Below are 21,550 nucleotides of genomic sequence, written 5' to 3' on the forward strand. Positions count from 1 at the left end.
GGCTTCAAGATCGCTTCGCGGTCTTCCGGAGCTTCGCACGCACCGCGCGGGTGGCGACCGGGCCGAGCCCCTCGAAGACGTCGACCAGGACGGCAAGCTGCTCCAACGCCGCCAGTGCCTGTTCGCTGCCCTCGGGATTCACCGACTCGAACAACGTCAGACCCAGGAAACCGGCGGAGACCGCGTGGGCGAGCCCCTCGGTCTCCGCGAACTCCAGCACCGGCGAATCGGCCAGCACACGGTCGAGGGTGACCCGGACTTCGCGCACCCAGTTGTCCAGCGCCTGCCGCGTCGCCTCGGCCAGCCGTCCGCCGCCCTGCGCGCCGGCGAGCGCCTGGGCGAGGACCGTCATGTTCCCTTCGGCGCGTTCCTCCGCATGGATGACCCGGCCGAGGTCCAGAAGCTCGCCCAGCGTGGTCACGTCGGCGAAGCGGTCACGGAAGTGGGCGACGCGGCTTTCGGTCGCCGTCACGCAGGCCTGCGCGATCAGCTCCTCGACACTGCCGAAGTGGTAGAAGATCAGCGCCTGATTGGTGCCCGCCGCGGCGGCGACGGTCCTGGCCGAAACCGCGGTGATCCCGCTGGTGCGGATCGTCTCCAGCGCTCCGTCGATCAACCGCTGTTTCGTGCTGGGCCCGTTCATCAGTCCAGGACCTTCTCACGCAGGGGCTTCACCGCGCCGCTCACCCCCGGCCGCAGATCGACGAACCGTGCCTCGAAAGCGCCCCGGTAGCCGAACAACGGCCCGAAGTGCCGGTTCGTCACCCGGATCTCGATGCGGAAGAGTCCGCTCTCCTCGTCGAACCACTCGTCGACCTCGGCCACACCGACGAGGGATCGCGGCACCACACACCGAAGCGGGCCTTCGCGGATACGGAACTCCTCCGACCGGATGTGGAAACCGCCGTCGGGCCGCACCGTCATGTCGAGATCGACGGCGAGGTGCTGATGTGTGCCCAGGTAGTCGACGATCTTCCCGCGATCGCGGCTGTAGATCATCTGCGCGTCGAACCGGCGTCGCCGTTCCGGCAGTTCGAAGGTGCGGACGAACGAGACCGTCTCCCTGCCGAGCGAGTCGACGTACGGATAGTTCTCGATGGTGAAAGGGACGTTGTGGCCCCGTTCGGGGAACAGGATGTGCCTCGACGCGCCGAGCCGCAGGAACGGCGTCGTGAACGCGGCGCCGCGCCAGATCTCGTCCATCACGCCCACGCCGATCATCCCGACGCCGTTCTCCGTACTCAGCGACAGCCGTTCGCGCATCCGCGGGTGCAAGGACTCGAAGCCGGCGCCCAGCGCTTCTCGGAAGATCATGCCTGCTCCAGGGTGTCGAGGATGCGGGGCGCGACGCCGTCCTTGCCGGGCCGCGGGCTCCGGCGGCAGCGCCTCGCCGAGGGGGAGAGCAACGGGAGTTCTTCCGGTGGCGCGCCGGTCTCGAGCCACAAGCGGAGCCTGTCGAACGACCAGGCCGTCATCCAGCCGAAGAGCGGCCGGAACAGCAGGTCGGCGAACCTGCCGAAGACACCCCATCGAGTGATGTAGTCGAAGCCGGTGACGAACCGGACGCCGTCGTCGACCGGGGTGTAGCGCCAGTACCCCGATCCGGTCCTGATGAGCGACAGCGGATCGGCCGAGGCGAATCGCAGCGCGGACGTCCGGCCGCCGTCCGGCCGGGTGCTCTCCCCGGCGTGTGTTCCGGTCCCGCTGACGACGATCCCCAGGAACTCGGTCGTGTACCGGAACCGTCCCGGCGAACCCACGACCGGCTCGATCTGCGAGAAGCGGAGATCCCACCGTGCGTGCAGACGCGGGTCCTGCGTGTACCGCCACAGCGTCTCGAGGTCGGTGCGGATCACCGTTTCGACGTAAAGCGCTCTTCGGCTCATGGAGCCCCCTCCAGTTTTGAGCGTCCACTCAAAATCACTGTAGAGCATGTTTGAGCGATCGCTCAATACCGGGCCGGTTAAGGTCGGCCTGGGAGAACGCGAGGTAAAGGGGAGTGCGGAACGTGGAGACCGGCAGGCAGTTCACCCGGCGCGAGCTGGCGCTGGATCCGGTGGAGCTGTCCACGCTCCTGCTCGGCGCGGTGATCGAGTCGACCGGTCCCGACGGCACGGTCGCCGTCCGCCTGGTGGAGGTCGAGGCCTATCGGGGGCTCGACGACCCCGCGTCGCACTGCTATCGCGGCAAGACGCCGCGCAACGCGGTCATGTGGGGACCCGCGGGGCACCTGTACGTGTACTTCGTCTACGGCATGCACTTCTGCGCGAACGTCGTCGGCACCGAAGACGGGCAGCCGGGCGCCGTGCTGCTGCGGGCCGGGGAGGTGGTGTCCGGTGCGGACATCGCCAGGGCGCGCAGGCCGTCGGCACGCGGCAACGGCGAGCTCGCCAAAGGTCCGGCGATCCTCACCTCGGTACTCGGCATCGACCGGGCCGAGAACGGCGTCGACCTGACCGATCCGGCATCACCGGTCCGGTTGTTCACCGGCGAACGCGTTCCCGAAGCGGACATCCGCACCGGGCCGCGCGTCGGCGTCGCGATGGCGATGGACACGCCGTGGCGGTTCTGGATCGACGGATCGCCCGCGGTCTCCACCTACCGCCGGGGCGGCAAGCGACGGGCGGCCGCCCCCGGCCGATAGTCGGTTGACCTGGTGCGGGAGGATCTACAGGCGTGAGCGAGCACATCCTTGACGAGTTGACCTGGCGCGGCCTGATCGCGCAATCCACCGACCTCGAAGCACTCCGGCGAGACCTCGACCAAGGACCTCTCACGCTCTATTGCGGATTCGACCCGACCGCGCCCAGCCTGCACGCCGGCAACCTGGTCCCGCTGCTGATGCTCTCCCGCTTCCAGCGTGCCGGTCACCGGCCGATCGTGCTGGCGGGTGTCGCGACCGGGATGATCGGTGACCCGCGCGACACCGGTGAGCGCACCCTCAACACGCTGGACACCGTCGCCGCATGGGCGGACCGGATCCGTGGGCAGCTGGAGCGCTTCGTCGACTTCGACGACTCGCCGACCGGCGCGGTCATCGAAAACAACCTGAACTGGACCGGCAAGCAGACCGTGGTCGAGTTCCTGCGCGACGTCGGTAAGCACTTCCCGGTCAACATGATGCTGAACCGGGAGACGGTGAAGCGGCGCCTCGAGGCCGACGGCATGTCGTACACCGAGTTCAGCTACCTGCTGCTGCAGTCGCAGGACTACCTGCACCTGCACCGCGAGTACGGCTGCAAGCTGCAGATCGGCGGCTCCGACCAGTGGGGCAACCTCGTCGGCGGTGTCGACCTGATCCGCCGGACCGACGGCGGGCACACGCACGCGCTGACCGCGCCGCTGGTCACCGACACCGAAGGGCGCAAGTTCGGGAAGTCCACCGGCGGCGGCAGTGTCTGGCTCGACCCGGAGATGACCTCCCCGTACGCGTGGTTCCAGTACTTCCTGAACGTCGCCGACGCCGACGTCATCCGCTACCTGCGGATGTTCTCCTTCCTCGGGCAGGAGGAGATCGCGGCGCTGGCCGAGGACACCGAACAGCGCCCCCACCTGCGGTCCGCGCAGCGGAAGCTGGCGGAGGACTTCACGACCCTGGTGCACGGCGAGGCGGCGACCCGGCAGGTCATCGCCGCGAGCCAGGCGCTGTTCGGCAGGGGAGAGCTGCGTGAGCTCGACTCGCCGACCCTCGACGCCGCCATGGCCGAGGTGCCCAACGGCAAGGTCGACCCGAACGGCGAGTCGACGATCGTCGACCTGCTGATCGCCGCCGGCCTCGTCGACAGCAAGGGCGCCGCGCGCCGCACCGTCAAGGAAGGCGGCGCGTACGTCAACAACACGAAGATCGCCGACGAGGAGTGGAAGCCGTCCGCGGACGACGCTCTGCACGGCCGCTGGCTCGTGGTCCGTAAGGGCAAGCGCAACGTCGCCGGCGTGCGCGTCGGAGGCTGATCGCCGCCCGGGCCCGAAACAGGGGCTCTGACCTGCGGAAACGCAGTTAAGGTACCCCCCTGTTTCGGGCCCTTCCGGGGCGTGTAAAGTTCTCCAAGTCGCCAGGGAAACCGGGCGGCCGACCGGGACACGAACCAAGCTCTCGCCTCGGAGTTGAAAGACTCAGTGCGATTGAGTGGGTGTCTCACCAAAAACTGCTAGGAATGACTGCTTCGGATAAGGCCGCGTGCGGTGCGATCTGGGGTGTGTTGCTTGAGAACTCAACAGTGTGCTAGTGAACTAAGCCAGTAGAGCTTATGTATTTGAACCTCGTTTGAGGTTCCTTTGAGAGCATTAATTTNCGGAAGCTAAGCCTGACAGCGCCGATGGTACTGCAACCGAAGGGTTGTGGGAGAGTAGGACACCGCCGGACTAACTTCAGGACAGGGTCCTGACCAGGGTCGAGAACCCCAACAGGTTCTCCCCGGTCAGGGCCCTGTCTCTTTTCATGTCCATGGACCGACTAGAATGGTCCGTTGGCCCACCTGACGGGTGGGCCCCAGTGTCGAAACTTTTCAATAGTGGCAGGAGGCCAGGTGTCCGAGTTCGGTCGACGTGACTCAGATGATGGCGCGTCCGGCCGGTCGGGTCGCCGGGACGACAGTCCCCGCGGAGGCCGGTCTGACGCGCAGCGAGGTGACCGGCGCGGTTCCGCCGGCGGCAGGCAGGACCGGGGCGGCCGCGATGGCGGCTACCAGGGGCGCCCGCGCAGGGACGACCGCGGTGCCCGCGGTTCCGGTGGTTACGCCGGCAAGCCCTCGCGCAGCGGCGACGGTCCTCGTGACCAGCGCCCCGGTGGCAGCCGGTTCGCAGGCCAGGGGCGTGACGACAACCGCCCGCGCTACAACAACGACGACCGGTCCGGCGGCCGCGACAACGACCGTCGTGGCGGCTTCCGCTCCGACGACCGGCGCGACAGCCGCGACTACAAGGGCGGCGACCGCGGCGGTTACCGCTCGGACAGCCGTGGCGGCGATCGCGGTGGATACCGCGGCGGCGACAACCGTGACAACCGTGGTGGAGACAGCCGGGGCGGTTACCGCCCGGACAACCGGGGCGGCGACAGCCGCGGTGGCTACCGGTCCGACAACCGCGACAGCCGTGGCGGCGATCGCGGCGGGTACCGCGGCGGCGACAACCGGGACAACCGCGGCAGTGACAATCGCGGAAGCGACAACCGTGGTGGCTACCGGTCCGAGAACCGTGGCGGCTACCGGTCGTCCGACAGCCGTCCCGAGCGTCGTTACGACAACCGCTCCGACAGTCGCTCGGACAACCGTTCCGAGGGCCGGTACGAAAAGCGCTCCGACAGCCGCCCGGCTCGCTCCGGCTATGGCTCGGACAACCGCGGCCGCTCCGACGACCGCCCGTCAGGCAACCGTTACGAGGGACGCCCCCAGGGCAAGTCCTACGGTGACCGCGACAGCCGTGACAACCGGGGTGGCGGCGACGACCGGCGTCCGTCCTATCGCGACGACCGCGGTGGCTCCCGTTCCGGCGGTGACCGTCGTCCCAGCGGCGGTGGCTACGAGCGCAAGAGCTTCGGCGACCGCGACAATCGTGGCGACGACAAGCGCGGTTCGTACCGGCCGTCCGGCGACCGTCCCGACCGTCGCTCGTCCGACCGGCCGGAGAAGCGCTACGACGACAAGCGCGGCGGGTTCGAGCGCAAGCGCGACGACCGTCCCCAGCGCGACCGTTCCGAGGGCCGCAAGGACTTCCGCTCCTCTCCTCGCACCGAGGACAGGCCGGTCGACGACGAGACCTTGGCGCGTGAGCTGCTCGAGGCTCCGGAGCTGCCCGAAGGCATCGAGTTCTCCGATCTCGACGAGGAGGTCCGCCGGGAGCTCCGCACCCTGCCCAAGGCACTCGCGGAAACCGTCGGCAAGCACCTGGTCGCGGCCGGTGGCCTTGTCGACGAGGATCCCGAAGCCGCCATGGAGCACGCCAAGTACGCGAAGGCCAAGGCGTCGCGGGTCCCGATCGTCCGTGAGGCGCTCGGCCTGGTCGCCTACCACGCGGGCAACTGGTCCGAGGCGCTGTCCGAGCTGCGGGCCGTCCGCCGGATGACCCGGACGGACGACCACATCGCGATCATCGCCGACGCCGAGCGCGCCATCGGCCGTCCGGAGCGGGCGCTCGACCTCGCGAAGGAGGTCGACAAGGAACGTCTCTCCAAGGCGACCCAGGTCGAGCTCGCGATCGTCGCGGCCGGCGCCCGGCGCGACCTCGGCCAGCTGGACGCCGCCGTCGTCTCCCTCCAGGGTGACGACCTCAAGGCGGAGAAGCGCGACCCGTGGAGCGCCCGGCTGTTCTACGCCTACGCGGACAACCTCGCCGCCGCCGACCGCAAGGACGAGGCGATCCGCTGGTTCCTGAACGCGGCAGAGGCCGACGAGGAGGACGAGACCGACGCCGCCGAGCGCGCCGCGGAGCTCACGAATGGCTGACGCCCTCTCGGCCGGATACGACGCGGTCCTGTTCGACCTCGACGGCACGGTCTACCACGGCACCGAAGTGGTCCCGGGCGCACCGGAAGCGCTTCGGGCGCTTCGGGACCACGGCACGGCCGTCCGGTGGGTGACCAACAACGCCTCCAAGGCGCCTGCGGAGGTCTCCGCGCACCTGGAGGCACTCGGACTGCCCGCCACCCCCGAAGAGGTCCACACGAGCTCTCAGGCCGCCGCCGCCCTGCTGGGTGAGCGGCTGCCTCAGGGCGCGGTGGTCCTCGTCGTGGGCACGGACTCGCTGGCCGCCCAGATCGAGTCCGCCGGGCTGAAGACGGTCCGGGAAGCCGGTCCGGACGTGGCCGCGGTGGTGCAAGGGCACTCGCCGCAGAACACCTGGGCGGCCCTCGCGGAGGCGTGTCTCGCCATCCGCGCGGGCGCGCTCTGGGTGGCGACGAACGTCGACGCGACCCTGCCCAGCGAACGTGGTCTGCTGCCGGGCAACGGATCGATGGTGGCCGCGTTGCGCCACGCCACCGGCGTCGAGCCGTTGGTGGCGGGCAAGCCGGCGCCGGGGCTGTTCACGACGGCGGCGCGCGACGCGGGCGCGGAGCGGGCCCTCGTCGTGGGCGATCGGCTGGACACCGACATCGAGGGCGCGGTCGCGGCCGGGATCGACGCGCTCTGCGTCCTGACCGGCGTCGCCGACGCGGCGTCCCTGATCGCGGCGAGGCCCGAGGAGCGTCCGCGCTACCTCGCGCAGGACCTGTCCGGGTTGAGCAGCCGGGCGGATCTTCTCGAAATCGGGCCCAAGGACGGCTGGCGTGTCACCGCACAGGGTGACGTCCTCGAAGCCGATGGTGAAGGCGACTCCCTCGACCTGTTGCGCGCATTGTGCGCGGCGGCCTGGGACTCGGGGATCACCGAGGTCCGTGGTGTGGGCGACACCGCCCGCGCCGCGCTCGCCGAGCTGCACCTCGGCTGACCAGCGCTGCTAACTTGGTGGGGTGCAAGACCACTTCCACCCCGTGCCGCGACCGCCGGTTCCGGGCCCGCCGCCGGTGCCCGGGCCTCCGGCGGTCCAGACCGAACAGTTCGCGCAGCAGGACACGGATCCCCGAGCCGGGATCGACGAAGCGGTCGCGGGGCTCGACGACCTCGCCGCGCTTCCGCTCTCGGAGCACGTCGACCGGTTCGAGGCCGTGCACACCGAGCTGACGGTGGCGCTGTCCACCATCGACAAGGTCTGACCGCGTGCCCAAACGCGCCCGCCTGGACGCGGAGCTCGTCCGGCGGGGACTCGCCCGTTCCCGGGAGCAGGCGTCGGCGCTGATCGCCGAAGGCAAGGTCACCGTGCGCGGCATGGTGGCCACCAAACCCGCGACCGGGGTCGAGTCCGGCGCGCCGATCGTGGTGCGAGACGGCGACGATCCCGGCTGGGCCTCCCGCGGCGCGCACAAACTGCTCGGCGCGCTCGAAGCCTTCACTCCGCAAGGTCTTTCCACCGAGGGAAAACGCTGTCTCGACGCGGGCGCCTCGACCGGTGGCTTCACCGATGTCCTGCTGCGCAACGGCGCCGCCACGGTGATCGCCGCCGACGTGGGCCGCGGCCTGCTGGACTGGCGCCTGCGCACCGACGACCGCGTGGTCGTCCTTGACAAGACGAACGTCCGCAACCTGACCCCGGAAGATCTCGGCGGGCAGGTCGACCTCGTGGTCGGGGACCTCTCGTTCATCTCGCTCAAACTCGTACTGCCCGCGCTGGCCGCCTGCGCGCGGGACGGCGCGGATCTGGTGCCGATGGTGAAACCGCAGTTCGAGGTGGGCAAGGACCGGCTCGGCAGCGGCGGCGTCGTCCGCGATCCGGAACTGCGCGCCGAATCGGTGCTCGGTGTGCTCGCCGAGGCCGAAAAGCTGGGCCTGAGCCTGCGCGGCGTCGTGGCGAGCCCGCTTCCCGGGCCGTCGGGGAACGTCGAATACTTCGTCTGGCTTACCCGCGGGGCGGGGGAGACCGCCGGCACCGACGCCGAGCGGCTCGTCCGGACCGCAGTCCTGGAGGGACCCCAATGAGCGATCGCGAGGTGCTGCTCGTCGTGCACCCGGACCGGGACGCGACCCGGGACGCGGCACGCGAGGTTTCGGCCCGTTTCGCCAAGGCGGGTGTGCGGCTCCGGGTCCTCGACGAAGACGTCCGGGAGATGCTGGAAGCCGACGGCGGGATCGGCGCCCCCTGCACGGTCATGGCGCCGGAGCAGGATCCGGCCGCCGGCACCGAGCTGGTGTTCGTGCTCGGCGGCGACGGCACGTTGCTGCGGGCCGCGGAGCTGGCCAGGCCGAACGGTGTCCCGGTCCTCGGTGTGAACCTCGGCCGGGTCGGCTTCCTGGCGGAGGCCGATTCGGACAAGCTCGCCGACACCGTCCAGCGTGCCGTCGACGGCGACTACCAGGTCGAAGAGCGGATGACCGTCGACGTCGTCGTGACCGTCGACGGCGAGGAGACCGTCCACACCTGGGCGCTCAACGAGGCCAGTGTCGAGAAGAGCTCACGTGAGCGCGTCCTGGACGCCCTCATCGAGGTCGACGGAAGGCCCGTGTCGTCCTTCGGCTGCGACGGCGTCCTGTGCGCCACTCCGACCGGCTCGACGGCGTACGCGTTCTCCGCGGGCGGGCCGATCATCTGGCCGGACGTCCAGGCCCTGCTGGTGGTCCCGAGCAACGCGCACGCGATGTTCTCCCGGCCACTGGTCGTCTCGCGGGACTCGGAGATCACCGTCGCCATCGATCCGGACGGTTCGCCCGCCGTCCTGACCTGCGACGGATCGCGGACCTTCGATCTTCCCGCCGGCGCGGCCGTGCGGGTCACCTGCGGCCGGGTGCCGGTGCGCCTGGTCCGGTTGTGGGAAGGCCCGTTCACCGACCGGCTGGTGCACAAGTTCTCGTTGCCGATCAAGGGCTGGCGGGAGCGACACGCCCGCTGACGGATGTCGTGAAGGGGCCGCTGAGGACAACTTTCGTCGTCAAGGCCCCTTTCATGACGTGCCGGGTGCGGGAATGGTCGGGGTGGGCCGCTACGGTGGGCGTCGTGCTGGCCGAGATGCGCATCCAGGGCCTCGGAGTCATCGAGGACGCCCTGCTGGAACTGCACGCGGGCTTCACCGTCGTCACCGGTGAGACGGGTGCGGGCAAGACCATGGTCGTCAGCGGGTTGCACCTGCTCTCCGGCGGCCGAGCCGAAGTGTCCAAGGTGCGGACCGGAATGCTGAAGGCCTTCGTGGAAGGCCGATTCGAGCTGGGCGGCGCCGAGGGTGCCACCCGGATCGTCACCGACGCCGGGGCGGAGGTCGACGAGGACGGCAGCGTCATCGCGCTGCGCGCGGTCTCGGTCGACGGCCGGTCCCGTGCCCACCTCGGTGGCCGTTCGGTGCCGGTCGGGGTACTGGCCGACCTGTCCGAACAACTGATCGCAGTCCACGGGCAGAACGATCAGCTGCGGCTGCTGCGGCCCGCCGAGCAGCGCGCGGTGATCGACCGGTTCGCCGGCGAGGCCGTCACCGAACCGCTCGAGCGCTACCGCGCGGTCCGGGACGAGTGGCTCGCCGTCGTCGCCGAGCTGACCGAGCGCTCTACCCGCTCCCGCGAGATGGCGCAGCAGGCCGACCTGTTGCGCCACGGCCTCGCCGAGATCGACGCCGTCGCGCCGGAACCCGGAGAGGACACCGAGCTCACCGAGCAGATCAAACGGCTCGCCGCGGTCGACGAACTGCGGTCGGCGGCCAGCGCGGCGCACGCCGCCGTCGCCGGTTCGCCGGACGGGGATCCGGACGCGCCCGGCGCGCTGGGGCTGATCGGGGAGGCGAGCCGCCACCTGACGGGTTCCGAAGACGCCGTGCTGCGTGAACTCGGGCCCCGGCTGGACGAGGCTTCGGTGCTGCTGTCCGAAGTGGGCACCGAGCTGGGCAGCTACCTCGAAACGCTCGACGCAGACCCGGCGCTCCTGGAGAAGGTGCTCGCGCGCCAGGCGGATCTGAAGCGGCTCACGCGCAAATACGCGGCCGATGTGGACGGCGTGCTCGCGTGGGCCGACGACGCCCGCCGCCGGATGTCCACGATGGACACCTCCGAAGAGGCGCTGGCCGAACTGGCCAAGCGCCGCGACGAACTCGCCGTCACGCTGGCGGAACACGCGCTCACGTTGTCGGAGGCGCGGGTCGAGGCCGCCGCCGAGCTCGCCGAGGCGATCACCGCCGAAATGTCCGGGCTCGCCATGGGACAGGCCGAGATCGAGATCACCGTCGAGCGGCGCACCGTGGACGAGAGCGACGCGCACGCGGTGAAGGTCGACGGCAGGCTCGTGCACGCCGGGCCCGACGGTGTCGACGATGTCGAGCTGCTGCTGCGGGCGCACAACGGCGCGCCGCCGCTTCCGGTGCACAAGGCCGCTTCCGGTGGTGAGCTTTCCCGCGTGATGCTGGCGATCGAGGTCGTCCTCGCGCACGCGGACACCGTGCAGACACTGGTGTTCGACGAGGTCGACGCCGGGGTCGGCGGCCGGGCCGCGGTCGAGATCGGCAGGCGGCTCGCGCGGCTGGCGCGCAGTCACCAGGTCCTGGTGGTCACGCATCTGCCGCAGGTGGCCGCGTTCGCCGACCAGCATCTGGTGGTGGACAAGGGCACCAGCGGCGGAGTCACCCGCAGTGGGGTGCGTGTGCTCGAACAATCCGAGCGGGTCGTCGAGCTCGCCCGCATGCTCGCCGGAATGGAAAGCACCGAGACCGGCCGGGCGCACGCGGAGGAATTGCTCGCCGTGGCCGAGGCCGACAAGAGCGCGCCGGACAAGCCCAAGGCCCGTCGCGGCGGAAAGCGAAAGAAGGCGAAGTAAGCTCCGCCTGCGTGAGTCCGTGAAGGCCTCCTTCCCTACCTTCAGGGTGGTGAAGGAGGCCTTCACTACTTCTCACGCTCTGGCCGGGCCGAGGTACTCAGGTGAGGGTTGCGAAAGCCACTTTCGCAACGCTGACGGTTGCGAAAGTGGCTTTCGCGACGTTCGTGGCGGGAGACCGCGGCCGAACCGGTGTGGGTTAATCGGCGTGTTTCCATCGGCGTGGCGGACACGGAAGGCCGCGCGAATTTGTCACTATCGGTCGCATGAAGCTCACCGGCTTGCTCTCGCGTAACCAAGAGACCCTCCCCGGGATCACCGGCGTCGCCAGGGTCGACCGGCGTACGCGCGAGCTGCTCCGCCGGCTGAGCCCTGGCGACATCGTCGTCCTCGACCAGCTCGACCTGGACCGGTCGACGGCCGATGCCTTGGTGGAGGCCGAAGTCGCGGCGGTGGTGAACGCCTCGCCGTCGATCTCCGGCCGTTTCCCCAACCTGGGCCCGGAGATCCTGCTCGAGGCCGGGATCCCGCTGGTCGATTCGGTCGGCGGCGAACTGCTGCGCAAGGTCAAGGACGGCACGAAACTCCGCCTGCACGAAGGCGTCGTCTACATCGGAGAGCGGCAGCTCGGCTCGGGTGTCCAGCAGACGCGGGAAAGCGTCGCGGACCAGATGATCGAGGCCAAGGCCGGGATGTCCACCCAGCTCGAGGCGTTCTCCGCGAACACGATCGAATTCCTCCGCCGGGAACGCAGCCTCATCCTCGACGGTGTCGGTGTCCCGGAGATCCGCGTTCCGCTCAAGGACCGGCACGCCCTCGTGGTCGCGGGCGGCAACGGGCACGCCGAAGACCTCAAGAAGCTGAAGAAGTACATCGGCGAGCACCGGCCGGTGCTGATCGGTGTCGACGCCGGCGCCGACACCCTGCGCGCGCAGGGGTACCAGCCGGACGTCATCGTCGGCGACCCGCACGGGATCGGCGCGGAGACGCTGCGCAGCGGCGGCGAGGTCGTGGTCCCGGCGCAGCCGGACGGGCACGCGCCGGGCGTCGAGCGCATCCAGGACCTCGGGATCGGCGCGGTCACCTTCCCCGCGACGGGCAACGCCGAGGACCTGGCGCTGCTGCTGGCCGACGCGCACGAGGCGAGCCTGGTGGTCACCGTCGGTTTCCAGGCGACCCTGCGGGAGTTCCTCGACCACGGCCGGTCCGGTTCGAACCCGTCGACGTTCCTCACCAGGCTCAAGCTCGGCACGAAACTGGTCGACGGCAAGGCGGTCGCGACCCTGCACCGCAGCCGGGTGTCCATCGGCGCGATCGTCCTGCTGGTCGTCGCGACCCTGGTGGCCGTCGGGGCCGCGCTGCTGGTGTCCGACGTGGGTTCGGTCTATCTCGACTGGATTCGCGACACCTGGAACTCGTTCATCGCCTGGGGCAAGGGACTCTTCACGTGATTTCACTGCGGTACCACATCGTTTCCATCGCCGCCTGCTTCCTGGCGCTCGCCATCGGGGTGGTGCTCGGGTCCACGGCGCTGAACGGTGCGCTGCTTTCGGGTCTGGCCGGCCAGAAGGAGGATCTGGGTTCCCAGGTCGCGGATCTGGAAGCGCAGCGCAACACGCTCAACGCCAGGCTCGGCGACGCGGACGCGTTCGCCGGCGCGATGGGGCCGAAGGTCGTCGCCGGGCAGCTGGACAAGCGTTCGGTGGTACTGGTGACCACAGAGGACGCGAAGCCGGCGGACCGTGACGCGCTCAAGCAGCTCGTCGGTCAGTCCGGTGCCGCCGTCACCGGGGAGATCCAGCTGACCGAGGCGTTCTCGGACCCGATGCGCTCCGATCAGCTGCGTGACGTCGTGTCGCGTCTGCAGCCCGCCGGTGTCCAGTTCCCGACCGCGGGTGACCCCGGCACCCTCGCGGGCGCGCTGATCGGCTCGGTCGCGTTGCTGAACAAGGACAACGCGCAGCCGCAGTCCACGCCGGTGGAGCTGGCGGCCGCGCTCGGCGGGCTCACCGACGGCGGTTTCCTGAAGACCGGCGGGGAGGTGAAGCCCGCGCAGCTCGCGATCGTGCTCACCGGTTCGAAGTACACCGGTGACGGCGCCGGTGACCGTGCCTCGACCATCGCGCGGTTCGCCGCGCAGCTGGACCGCTCCGGCGCGGGCACCGTGCTGGCCGGGGGCGCGGGATCCGCCGACGGCACCGGCGCGATCGGCGTCGTCCGCGCCGACACCTCGTCGACCTCGATCCTGTCCACTGTGGACAACGCGGAGACCGCGGCGGGCCGGGTCACCACGATCTTGGCGCTGCGCGAGCAGCTCGAAGGCGGTGCGGGCCGCTACGGCATCGCGGGCAACGCCCAGGCACCTGCCCCCGGTATCGCCGCCGACGGCAACTAGCCCCCTTACGCATTTAGTCCTCTGGATGCGGTACTTGCGTGTGCAACTACCGCATCCAGAGGACTAAATGCGGGGCCAGAGACGGGTTTTCGGGAGCGGGCGGGCGTAGGAGCCGACCCGGCTGGTCTTGAGGCCGAGAGCGACAAGGGATTCGGCGAGGCGGACGGCGGCGGCGACGCCGTCGATCACCGGGATGTCCAGCATCGCCGAGATCCGTCGATCGAGTCCCGTCATTCCCGCGCAGCCGAGGACGAGGACTTCCGCTCCCGCGTCGCGGGCGCGCCGTCCGGCGGTCAGCAGCGCGGATTCCGTCCGGCGCTCGTCGGTCAGTTCGAGCACGCCGAGCCCGGCACCGAGGACGCCGACGCAGTTCTGTGCGACGCCCGCGGCGTGCAGGCTGTCTTCGATGAGCCCGCACGTCCGGTCCAATGTGGTCACGACGCCGTAGCGTCTTCCCAGCAGACAGGCCAGATGCGCGGCGGCCTCGGTGATGTCGACGACCGGGACGTCGAGCAGTTCCCGCGCGCCTTCCCGTCCGTGCTCGCCGAAACCGGCCATCACGAGCGCGTCGAACGGCTCGTCCAGCCCGTTGAGAAGGTCGAGGACGGCCGCGGCGCTGAGAAAGCTGTCCAGCCAGCCTTCCGCGGATTCCGGGCCCCACAAAGGGGTTCTGGCCAGGATTTCGGTGCCGGGACTCGCCGCGGCGCGGGCGCCGGCCTCGATCTCCTTCGTCATCGCCTCGGTGGTGTTGCAGTTGGTCACCAGGATCCGCATCACACGACCCGCTGCTTGCGCGTCACCACGAAATAGAGGGCCGCGGCGGATGCGGTGCCGATGAACCAGGAGTACGGCGCGGCGGGGGCGAAGAACGGCACCAGCGCGATGATCGCGGACAACGCCGCCGTGGGCAGGAAGGTGATCATCGCGCGCGGGTTGAACCCGCGTTTGTAGTGGTACGGCGAATCGGGTCCGGCCACGAACAGCTTGTCCACGTCGATCCGGCCGCGTTTGACCAGGTAGTAGTCGACGATCATGATGCCGAACAGCGGGCCGAGGAAGGCGCCGAGGCCACCGAGGAAATAGTTGACCACCGCGGGGGAGGAGTACAGCTTCCACGGCAGCACGCACAACGCCGCTACCGCGCTGATCATCCCGCCGATGGTGAAGGTGATCCGTTTCGGCCAGATGTTGGCCAGGTCGTAGGCGGGGGAGACGAAGTTCGCGACGATGTTCACGCCCATGGTGGCGATCGCGAAGGTCAGCGCTCCGATGATCAGCACGGGGGTGTTGTCGATGCGGGCCAGCAGTTCGGCGGGGTCGGTGATGGCTTCGCCGAACACCTGGAGGCTGCCCGCGGTCACCAGCACCGACAGCAGCGCGAACGCCGTCGAGTTGATCGGCAGACCCCAGAAGTTGCCGCGTCGCACCGTTTTCTGGTTCGGGGCGAACCGCGAGAAGTCGCAGAAGTTGAGCATCAGGGTGCCGTAGATGGACAGGATCAGGCCGACCGCGCCGAACCACTGCCGTACTTGCTCCCCTGTGGACAGTGCCTTCGGGTTGCTGGTCAAGGAGATGTTCCAGTCGGCGGCGGCGAGGATCCACACGGCGAGCGCGATCATCACGACCCAGATACCGGGACCGCACCAGTCCTGGAACTTGCGCACGGCCTCCATACCGCGGGTGAGCACGAGCGCCTGGGCGAGCCACAGCGCGATGAAGCAGATCCAGCCGAGGGCGTGCAGGCCGAGGAAACCCACTTCCGTCAACGGTTTCAGGCCCGGATCGATCGCGAGCACGAGCAGCGTGATGGCGACGGAGGCGAGGTAGGTCTGGATGCCGTACCAGAAGATCGCGATGATCGCGCGGATCAGCGCGGGCAGGTTCGCGCCGAAGGTGCCGAAGCTGATGCGGGCGACGACGGGGAAGGGGACGCCGGTCTTCTGGCCGATCCGGCCCATCAGGTTCATGCCGAAGTAGATGAGCACGAAGCCGGTCAGCAGCGCGGTGAACACCTGCCAGGCCGAGAGCCCGAGGACGAACAGGCCCGCCGCGAAGGTGTAGTTGCCGAGGTTGTGCACGTCCGACATCCACAGCGCGAAGATGTCGTAGACCTTCCAGCGGCGTTCCTTCGCCGGGGCGAGGTCTTCGTTCCAGAGCCGGGGATCGGCGTTCTCGGTGGTAGGCGCTTCGGACCGGGTTGCTGGTGCGGCGGTCATGCGGGCCTCCGATCGACGGGGACGTCCGGTCGATTTGGTATCCCAAAATTTGGCATCCCAAATATCACCCCGCAGTGGCCCGTCGTCAAGGTTTCTGCCGATAAACTCGGTGTTACAAGCTGTTACAGCGGTGGTGAAGGGGGCTCAGGTGGCCGAGGAAGGACCGCGTCAGCCGCTGGCCGCGACCCGGCAACGGGTCCGCGACGAGCTGCGTGAACGTATCCTCGCCGGACGGCTGAAGCCGGGGGACAGGTTGGTCGAACGCGAACTCGCCGAAGACCTCGGCGTCTCCCGGGTCCCGGTGCGCGAGGCCATCCGGAGCCTGGAGGCCGAAGGTTTCCTCGCCGTCCAGTCGCCGCGGCGCATCGTCGTGCGCCAGCTGGCCAAGGCCGACGTCGAGGAACTGTTCGACGTCCGCGAGGCGCTCGAAGGACTCGCCGCCGGCCTGGCCGCCGAACGGGCGGGCAAAGCGGAACTCCGCGCGCTCGAACGGCTGCTCACCGACGCCGCCCGCGCGACCGAAAGCGGCGACCCGGCCCGGATCACCCTGCTCAACACCCGCTTCCACGACCAGATCGTGGCGGTCGCCGGCAATGTGCTGCTGCACGAGATCCTCCGCCCGCTCGAAGGCAGGCTGCGCTGGCTGACCAGCCAAAACGAACACTGGGGCGAACTGCTCGACGAGCACCGCCGCCTCTACGACGCGATCGCGTCGGGTGACGCCGACCGCGCGCGGGCCCACGCCGTCGAGCATGTGCGGGTGAACCGGGAGGTCACGCTGAAGGCGCTGTTCCCCGAAGACGGCGGAGAACGCTCCGCCGGGTGAACCGGACATGCCAGACTCGCGACATGATCACCGACGAACAACGGGCCGCCCGCACCGCGCGGGCGGTGGCCGCCGCGGTATCCGCGGGCCGCGACCTCGGACTGTCCTTCGACGAGCCGGAAATCCTGTACGACGTCTTCTCGGTCATCGTGCGCTTGTCACCCCTGCCGGTGGTAGTGCGCGTGCCGACCGTGCTGCCGCGCACGACCACGCTCGAGACGCAGCTGATCGACCAGCGGCGTGAGCTGGCCGTCACCGGCTGGCTCGCGAGCCGCGGCCACCCGGTCGTCCCGCCGAGCCCGCTCGTACCCGCGGAACCCGTACAGCGCGACGGTTTCTCGATGACGTTCTGGCAGTTCGTCGAGCACGACAAGGAAGCCGAGATCAGCCCCGAACGCGGGGCGGGGATCGTCGCCCGGTTGCACGCCGCCCTCCGCGAGTACGACGGCGACCTGGCCTTCATGGGCGGTCTGATCCCGTTCGTCCCCGACGGCCTCGACCAGCTCGCGGACCGCCCGGATCTGCTGGAACCGGCCGACCTGGACCGGGCCCGGCGCGAATGGGACGTCCTCCGGCCGTTGTTCGAGTCGGAAGCGGCGTTCACCCGGGCCTTCCCCGGCGCGACGGTCCAGCCGGTACACGGTGACGCCCCCGGGTACAACCTGATCGCCACGCCGGACGGCGAACTCTGCTCGGACTTCGAACTCGTCAACCGTGCCCCGATCGAACTGGATCTCCCGGCCATGGGAGCCGAGGGCGTCGCGGCCTACAACGCCGCCGCCGAGCAGCTCGGGCTGCGCGAGGCGGACGAACGAGTACTGAAGGCACTGGGCGCGCTGGCCATGCTTCAAGGGGTGGCCTGCTTGGCGATGGCGCCGGAGCTGCCGATGCTGCTGGAAGGTTTGAAGCCGATGATCGAACAGTGGCGGGAGACCCCGTTCGCCGGCGGGCTCGCCTAGGCGACGAGCATCGAGGTCCAGGCCTCGGCGAATCCGGGGAAGGTCTTCCCGACCGTCCCCGGATTCTCCACCTCGACCCCTTCGACCTTGAGGCCGAGCACCGCGGCCGCCATCACCAGCCGGTGGTCGTCGTAGGTGCGGAACTTCCCGCCGTGCAGCGGCGCCGGCGTGATGCGCAGCCCGTCCTCGGTCTCGCGGACGTCGCCGCCGAGCGACGACAGTTCGGTGGCCAGCGCGGTCAGCCGGTCGGTCTCGTGGCCGCGAAGATGCGCCACCCCGGAGATGACCGACGGTCCCTCGGCGAAGCACAGCAGCGCCGCGATCACCGGCGTCAGCTCGCCGACGTCGTGCAGATCCAGCTCGACGCCGGGAATCGTGCCGCTGCCGGTGACCGTCAGGCCCGCCGCGTCGAGTTCGGCGGTGGCACCCAGTACGGGCGCCAGGCTGCGCAGCCAGTCCCCGGGTTGCGTCGTCCGCTGCGGCCAGCCCGCGACGCGCACCGTGCCGCCGGTCGCGATCGCGGCGGCGACGAACGGCGCCGCCGTCGAAAGATCCGGCTCGACGATGTACTCGGGGCAGGAAAGCCGTGTCGGGGCGACGTGGAACTCGGCGCCCTCGCGGTCCACAGTGGCCCCGAACCGGCGGAGCATCTCGACGGTCATGGCGATATGCGGCTCGCTCGGCACCTGGCCGCCCACGAGGCGCACGGTGACGCCCTGCTGGAACGACGGCCCGGCGAGCAGCAGCGCCGACAGGAACTGGCTCGACGCCGAGGCGTCCAGGTCGACCCTGCCGCCCCGCAAGCCGCCTTCGCCGTGGACGGTGAAGGGCGGCGCGTCGCGGCGGTCGTCGTCGATGCGGGCGCCGAGGTCGCGCAGCGCCTTCAGCAGCGGCCCGATCGGACGGCGGCGGATCGCCTCGTCGCCGTCGAACAGCGCCGGGCCCGTGCCCAGTGCGGCGAGCGCGGGGGTGAACCGGGCGACCGTGCCCGCGTTGCCGAGTTCCACCCGGACTGTCTCGTCGGGATGGACGCGGCCGGGGCCGAGCGGGTGCACGAGGTAGCCGCCGATGCTGCCCTGCGAGTGGGCGCCGAGGGCGTAGATGGCGCCGAGCATCAGGCGCGCGTCCCGGGAGTCGAGCGGGGTTCGCACCCGCGTCGGCGCGCTGGCGAGCGCGGCGAGGACGTAGGCCCGGTTGGTGATCGACTTCGAACCGGGGACGCGGATGTCCGCGTCGAGCGGGCCTTCCGCGACCGGTGCGGTCCAGGTGTCGTGCGCGTCTGTCACGTCGCGAGGGTAGCGGTTTTCCACTCCATCGGACGCTTGCGGCGTGGCCGGTGAGCGCCCCGGCGGGCGTGCGATAAGGTGGAAGCCCGTGGGACTTCAGTCGCGGGCTACCAAGTATGTCTTTGTCACCGGAGGCGTTGCCTCCTCTCTGGGTAAGGGACTCACGGCTTCCAGCCTGGGTCAGCTCCTTACCGCACGTGGGCTCCGGGTCACGATGCAGAAGCTGGATCCGTACCTCAACGTCGATCCGGGCACGATGAACCCGTTCCAGCACGGTGAGGTGTTCGTCACCGACGACGGCGCCGAGACCGATCTGGACATCGGGCACTACGAGCGTTTTCTCGACCGGGCTCTCGACGGCAAGGCGAACGTCACCACCGGGCAGGTGTACTCCGAGGTCATCGCCAAGGAGCGCCGCGGTGAGTACCTCGGCGACACCGTGCAGGTCATCCCGCACATCACCGACGAGATCAAGGCGAGGATCACCGCCGCGGCGGGCGCCGACGAGGACGGGAACAGCCCGGACGTCGTGATCACCGAGGTCGGCGGCACCGTCGGCGACATCGAGTCGCTGCCGTTCCTGGAGGCCTGCCGTCAGGTCCGCCACGACGTCGGCCGCGACCAGTGCTTCTTCCTCCACGTCTCCCTGGTCCCGTACCTCGCCCCGTCGGGTGAGCTGAAGACCAAGCCGACCCAGCACTCGGTCGCCGCGCTGCGCAACATCGGTATCCAGCCCGACGCGCTCGTCTGCCGCGCCGACCGCGAGCTGCCGGAGGACCTCAAGCGCAAGATCGGCCTGATGTGCGACGTCGACACCGAAGCCGTCATCGCCTGCCCCGACGCGCCGTCGATCTACGACATCCCGAAGGTGCTGCACCGTGAGGCGCTCGACGCCTACGTGGTGCGCCGTCTCGGGCTGCCGTTCCGCGACGTCGACTGGACCGTGTGGGGCGACCTGCTCGACCGCGTGCACAACCCGTCGGAGACGGTGCGGGTCGCGCTCGTCGGCAAGTACATCGACCTGCCGGACGCGTACCTGTCGGTCACCGAGGCGCTGCGCGCGGGCGGGTTCGCCCACCGCGCCAAGGTCCAGATCTCCTGGGTCCCCTCGGACTCCTGCGAGACCCCGGCGGGTGCGGCCGCGGCGCTGTCCGATGTGGACGGTGTGCTGGTGCCGGGCGGCTTCGGCGTCCGCGGTATCGAGGGCAAGGTCGGCGCCATCGCCTACGCCCGCACCCACGGGCTGCCGCTGCTGGGCCTGTGCCTCGGCCTGCAGTGCATGGTGATCGACGCGGCGCGGAACCTGGCGGGTATCAAGGACGCGAACTCGGCCGAGTTCGAGGACGGCCCGAACCCGGTCATCTCCACGATGGCCGACCAGCGTGACGTCGTCGCCGGCGAGCGTGACATGGGCGGCACGATGCGGCTCGGCGCCTACGTCGCCAAGCTCAAGCCGGGTTCGCAGGTCGCGAAGGCGTACGGCAGCACCGAGGTCTCCGAGCGGCACCGCCACCGCTACGAGGTCAACAACGCCTACCGCAAGCGCCTTTCCGACGCCGGTCTGGTGTTCTCGGGCACCTCGCCCGACGACCACCTGGTCGAGTTCGTGGAGCTGCCCGCCGACAAGCACCCGTTCTTCGTCGGCACCCAGGCGCACCCGGAGCTCAAGAGTCGCCCGACCCGCCCGCACCCGCTGTTCAGCGCGTTCGTGAAGGCCGTCGTCGACCGTAAGGTCGCCGAGCGGCTGCCGGTCGAGCTGCCCGAAACCGCCCAGACGGCGGCCCGGTGAGCGAGCCCGGTAAGCACGAGTTCACCGTCGCGTCCACAAAGGACGTCCACATCGGACGGGTGGTGGGGCTGCGGGTCGACGAGGTCGTGATGCCCGGCGGCGGCACCGCCCGCCGGGAGGTCGTCGAGCACCTCGGCGCGGTCGCCGTCGTCGCGCTCGACTCGGACGGCATGGTGACGCTGATCCACCAGTACCGCCACCCGATCGGGCGGCGGCTGTGGGAACTGCCCGCCGGGCTGATCGACAAGGCGGGGGAGGACCCCGTCGAGGCGGCCAAACGCGAGCTGGTCGAGGAGGTCGGGCTCAGCGCCGAGCGCTGGGAGACCCTGGTCGACGTCGCGGCGTCGCCCGGCTTCACCGACGAGGTCGTCCGCGTCTACCTCGCCCGCGAGCTGTCCGAAGTGGACAGGGAGGTCCTCGGCGACGAGGAGGCGGATCTCGTCATGCGGAAGTTCCCGCTCGCCGAGGCGGTGCGGATGGCGCTGGCGGGTGAGCTGGTGAACGGGTCGACCGTCGGTGGCGTGCTCGCCGCGCACGCGGTGCTTTCGGGCGCGGCTTCGTCGCGGCCGGTCGACGCTCCTTGGGAGGACAGGCCGACGAAGTTCGCTTCGCGCGGTCTCTGACGCCCTTCGCTCGCTTGAGCGGTCCGTTGCTTGCGAAGTAACGGACCGCTCAGGGCATTTCGGGACGGGAGAGGCGAGGGTGTCGCGAAAGCCACTTTCGGGACATCAGACGTCGCGAAAGTGGCTTTCGCGACATGCACGCC

20 protein-coding genes are annotated in these 21,550 nt (G+C 69.9%); 14 read left to right on the plus strand and 6 right to left on the minus strand.

The genetic code is table 11. The features are described from left to right. Positions 1-4: 4 nt before the first annotated feature. From ACXIZN_RS07490 to ACXIZN_RS07500, 3 genes are read right to left on the minus strand one after another with little or no spacing between them, the layout of a single operon-like run. Complete coding sequence (locus ACXIZN_RS07490) at positions 5-643, minus strand: TetR/AcrR family transcriptional regulator (RefSeq protein ID WP_457953231.1); 639 nt, start codon at positions 641-643, stop codon at positions 5-7. After that, complete coding sequence (locus tag ACXIZN_RS07495) at positions 643-1,314, minus strand: DUF4166 domain-containing protein (protein ID WP_457953232.1); 672 nt, start codon at positions 1,312-1,314, stop codon at positions 643-645. Before ACXIZN_RS07495 ends, ACXIZN_RS07490 begins: the two co-directional genes overlap by 1 nt. Continuing rightward, positions 1,311-1,886: an SRPBCC family protein gene (locus tag ACXIZN_RS07500; protein WP_457953233.1), complete on the minus strand. Its 576-nt coding sequence runs from the start codon at positions 1,884-1,886 to the stop codon at positions 1,311-1,313. The genes ACXIZN_RS07495 and ACXIZN_RS07500 overlap by 4 nt, the downstream gene beginning before the upstream one ends. Before the next feature lie 122 nt (positions 1,887-2,008). Here ACXIZN_RS07500 and ACXIZN_RS07505 point away from each other — a divergent pair, with 122 nt between their 5' ends. From ACXIZN_RS07505 to ACXIZN_RS07550, 10 genes are all read left to right on the plus strand, one after another. Beyond that, the gene (locus ACXIZN_RS07505) at positions 2,009-2,644 is read left to right on the plus strand and encodes a DNA-3-methyladenine glycosylase (RefSeq protein ID WP_457960472.1); all 636 of its coding nucleotides are present in this window, start codon (positions 2,009-2,011) and stop codon (positions 2,642-2,644) included. Positions 2,645-2,676: 32 nt separating this feature from the next. Beyond that, positions 2,677-3,951, plus strand: coding sequence for a tyrosine--tRNA ligase (gene tyrS / locus ACXIZN_RS07510; protein ID WP_457953234.1), 1,275 nt, complete (start codon positions 2,677-2,679; stop codon positions 3,949-3,951). Positions 3,952-4,526: 575 nt separating this feature from the next. Beyond that, positions 4,527-6,440 (plus strand): hypothetical protein, encoded by a 1,914-nt coding sequence (locus ACXIZN_RS07515; protein ID WP_457953235.1) that lies wholly within the window; start codon positions 4,527-4,529, stop codon positions 6,438-6,440. Next, complete coding sequence (locus tag ACXIZN_RS07520; protein ID WP_457953236.1) at positions 6,433-7,422, plus strand: HAD-IIA family hydrolase; 990 nt, start codon at positions 6,433-6,435, stop codon at positions 7,420-7,422. The genes ACXIZN_RS07515 and ACXIZN_RS07520 overlap by 8 nt, the downstream gene beginning before the upstream one ends. A gap of 22 nt (positions 7,423-7,444) precedes the next feature. Further along, positions 7,445-7,687 carry a hypothetical protein gene (locus ACXIZN_RS07525; RefSeq protein ID WP_457953237.1) on the plus strand — a complete coding sequence of 81 codons (243 nt, stop codon included), beginning with the start codon at positions 7,445-7,447 and terminating at the stop codon, positions 7,685-7,687. A 4-nt stretch (positions 7,688-7,691) separates the two neighbouring features. Beyond that, positions 7,692-8,507 (plus strand): TlyA family RNA methyltransferase, encoded by an 816-nt coding sequence (locus ACXIZN_RS07530; RefSeq protein WP_457953238.1) that lies wholly within the window; start codon positions 7,692-7,694, stop codon positions 8,505-8,507. Then, on the plus strand, positions 8,504-9,415 hold the full coding sequence (locus tag ACXIZN_RS07535) for an NAD kinase (RefSeq protein WP_219150964.1): 912 nt from the start codon (positions 8,504-8,506) through the stop codon (positions 9,413-9,415). Before ACXIZN_RS07530 ends, ACXIZN_RS07535 begins: the two co-directional genes overlap by 4 nt. A 104-nt stretch (positions 9,416-9,519) precedes the next feature. Beyond that, on the plus strand, positions 9,520-11,316 hold the full coding sequence (gene recN, locus ACXIZN_RS07540; protein ID WP_457953239.1) for a DNA repair protein RecN: 1,797 nt from the start codon (positions 9,520-9,522) through the stop codon (positions 11,314-11,316). A 263-nt stretch (positions 11,317-11,579) separates the two neighbouring features. Next, positions 11,580-12,764, plus strand: a complete 1,185-nt coding sequence (steA, locus tag ACXIZN_RS07545) for a putative cytokinetic ring protein SteA (protein ID WP_126736744.1) — start codon at positions 11,580-11,582, stop codon at positions 12,762-12,764. Further along, on the plus strand, positions 12,761-13,708 hold the full coding sequence (locus ACXIZN_RS07550) for a copper transporter (RefSeq protein ID WP_457953240.1): 948 nt from the start codon (positions 12,761-12,763) through the stop codon (positions 13,706-13,708). The genes steA and ACXIZN_RS07550 overlap by 4 nt, the downstream gene beginning before the upstream one ends. Positions 13,709-13,771: 63 nt before the next feature. On the opposite strand, the gene ACXIZN_RS07555 is transcribed toward ACXIZN_RS07550, so the two are convergent. Both ACXIZN_RS07555 and ACXIZN_RS07560 read right to left on the minus strand, forming a co-directional pair. After that, entirely contained in the window at positions 13,772-14,482 is a 711-nt protein-coding gene (locus ACXIZN_RS07555) for an aspartate/glutamate racemase family protein (protein WP_457953241.1), read from the minus strand. Then, entirely contained in the window at positions 14,482-15,924 is a 1,443-nt protein-coding gene (locus ACXIZN_RS07560; RefSeq protein ID WP_457953242.1) for an NCS1 family nucleobase:cation symporter-1, read from the minus strand. The genes ACXIZN_RS07555 and ACXIZN_RS07560 overlap by 1 nt, the downstream gene beginning before the upstream one ends. 148 nt (positions 15,925-16,072) lie before the next feature. Here ACXIZN_RS07560 and ACXIZN_RS07565 point away from each other — a divergent pair, with 148 nt between their 5' ends. Together ACXIZN_RS07565 and ACXIZN_RS07570 are read left to right on the plus strand one after the other, a co-directional pair. Beyond that, positions 16,073-16,750 (plus strand): GntR family transcriptional regulator, encoded by a 678-nt coding sequence (locus ACXIZN_RS07565; protein ID WP_457953243.1) that lies wholly within the window; start codon positions 16,073-16,075, stop codon positions 16,748-16,750. A gap of 23 nt (positions 16,751-16,773) precedes the next feature. After that, on the plus strand, positions 16,774-17,709 hold the full coding sequence (locus ACXIZN_RS07570; RefSeq protein ID WP_257485879.1) for an aminoglycoside phosphotransferase family protein: 936 nt from the start codon (positions 16,774-16,776) through the stop codon (positions 17,707-17,709). Here ACXIZN_RS07570 and aroA read toward each other — a convergent pair. Further along, on the minus strand, positions 17,706-18,995 hold the full coding sequence (gene aroA, locus ACXIZN_RS07575; RefSeq protein ID WP_457953244.1) for a 3-phosphoshikimate 1-carboxyvinyltransferase: 1,290 nt from the start codon (positions 18,993-18,995) through the stop codon (positions 17,706-17,708). The genes ACXIZN_RS07570 and aroA overlap by 4 nt on opposite strands. Positions 18,996-19,083: 88 nt before the next feature. Here aroA and ACXIZN_RS07580 point away from each other — a divergent pair, with 88 nt between their 5' ends. Both ACXIZN_RS07580 and ACXIZN_RS07585 read left to right on the plus strand, forming a co-directional pair. Beyond that, positions 19,084-20,784 (plus strand): CTP synthase, encoded by a 1,701-nt coding sequence (locus ACXIZN_RS07580; protein ID WP_257485881.1) that lies wholly within the window; start codon positions 19,084-19,086, stop codon positions 20,782-20,784. Further along, positions 20,781-21,407: an NUDIX domain-containing protein gene (locus ACXIZN_RS07585; protein WP_457953245.1), complete on the plus strand. Its 627-nt coding sequence runs from the start codon at positions 20,781-20,783 to the stop codon at positions 21,405-21,407. Before ACXIZN_RS07580 ends, ACXIZN_RS07585 begins: the two co-directional genes overlap by 4 nt. Positions 21,408-21,550 lie beyond the last annotated feature (143 nt).

The organism is Amycolatopsis sp. TRM77291 (assembly GCF_054166285.1).

Coding starts and splice junctions, on each gene's coding strand:
- ACXIZN_RS07490 (WP_457953231.1), bottom strand. CDS start 643: ATGAACGGGCCCAGCACGAAACAGCGGTTGATCGACGGAGCGCTGGAG.
- ACXIZN_RS07495 (WP_457953232.1), bottom strand. CDS start 1,314: ATGATCTTCCGAGAAGCGCTGGGCGCCGGCTTCGAGTCCTTGCACCCG.
- ACXIZN_RS07500 (WP_457953233.1), bottom strand. CDS start 1,886: ATGAGCCGAAGAGCGCTTTACGTCGAAACGGTGATCCGCACCGACCTC.
- ACXIZN_RS07520 (WP_457953236.1), top strand. CDS start 6,433: ATGGCTGACGCCCTCTCGGCCGGATACGACGCGGTCCTGTTCGACCTC.
- ACXIZN_RS07535 (WP_219150964.1), top strand. CDS start 8,504: ATGAGCGATCGCGAGGTGCTGCTCGTCGTGCACCCGGACCGGGACGCG.
- steA (WP_126736744.1), top strand. CDS start 11,580: ATGAAGCTCACCGGCTTGCTCTCGCGTAACCAAGAGACCCTCCCCGGG.
- ACXIZN_RS07555 (WP_457953241.1), bottom strand. CDS start 14,482: ATGCGGATCCTGGTGACCAACTGCAACACCACCGAGGCGATGACGAAG.
- ACXIZN_RS07560 (WP_457953242.1), bottom strand. CDS start 15,924: ATGACCGCCGCACCAGCAACCCGGTCCGAAGCGCCTACCACCGAGAAC.
- ACXIZN_RS07570 (WP_257485879.1), top strand. CDS start 16,774: ATGATCACCGACGAACAACGGGCCGCCCGCACCGCGCGGGCGGTGGCC.